Raw genomic sequence first — 262 nt, 5'->3', positions numbered from 1 at the left:
CATGCGCGTGCGCGGCTGATACTTGCCCGCCTGCATCTGCGTGAGCGGCAGCGTGTTGGGCGCGCCCTCGATCTTCACTGCTTCGGTGATGTCCGCGCTACCGCCGAGCAGTGCTTCCAGTCCTCGACCCAGCCCCTTTTTTCGTGCTACTGCGTTCATCGTGCTTCTCCAGTCTGCGTCAGAGTGCGCGTACGCGCTCGATCATTTCCGCGCCGAATTGCACGTAGGCCTGCGCGCCGCGCGAGGCGCGATCGAACACCAC

At 64.5% G+C, this 262-nt stretch carries 2 pseudogenes; both read right to left on the bottom strand.

From position 1 onward, the window contains the following. Nucleotides 1-159 (bottom strand): annotated as a pseudogene (locus tag SB772_RS42385) (chromosome partitioning protein ParB); the annotation flags it as partial. Nucleotides 160-178: 19 nt separating this feature from the next. Then, nucleotides 179-262: pseudogene (locus tag SB772_RS42380) on the bottom strand (ParA family protein); the annotation flags it as partial.

The sequence above is a fragment of the Paraburkholderia sp. SIMBA_030 genome (assembly GCF_046535245.1).
Lineage (GTDB): Bacteria > Pseudomonadota > Gammaproteobacteria > Burkholderiales > Burkholderiaceae > Paraburkholderia.
This window is presented reverse-complemented; position numbering and strand designations above follow the sequence as displayed.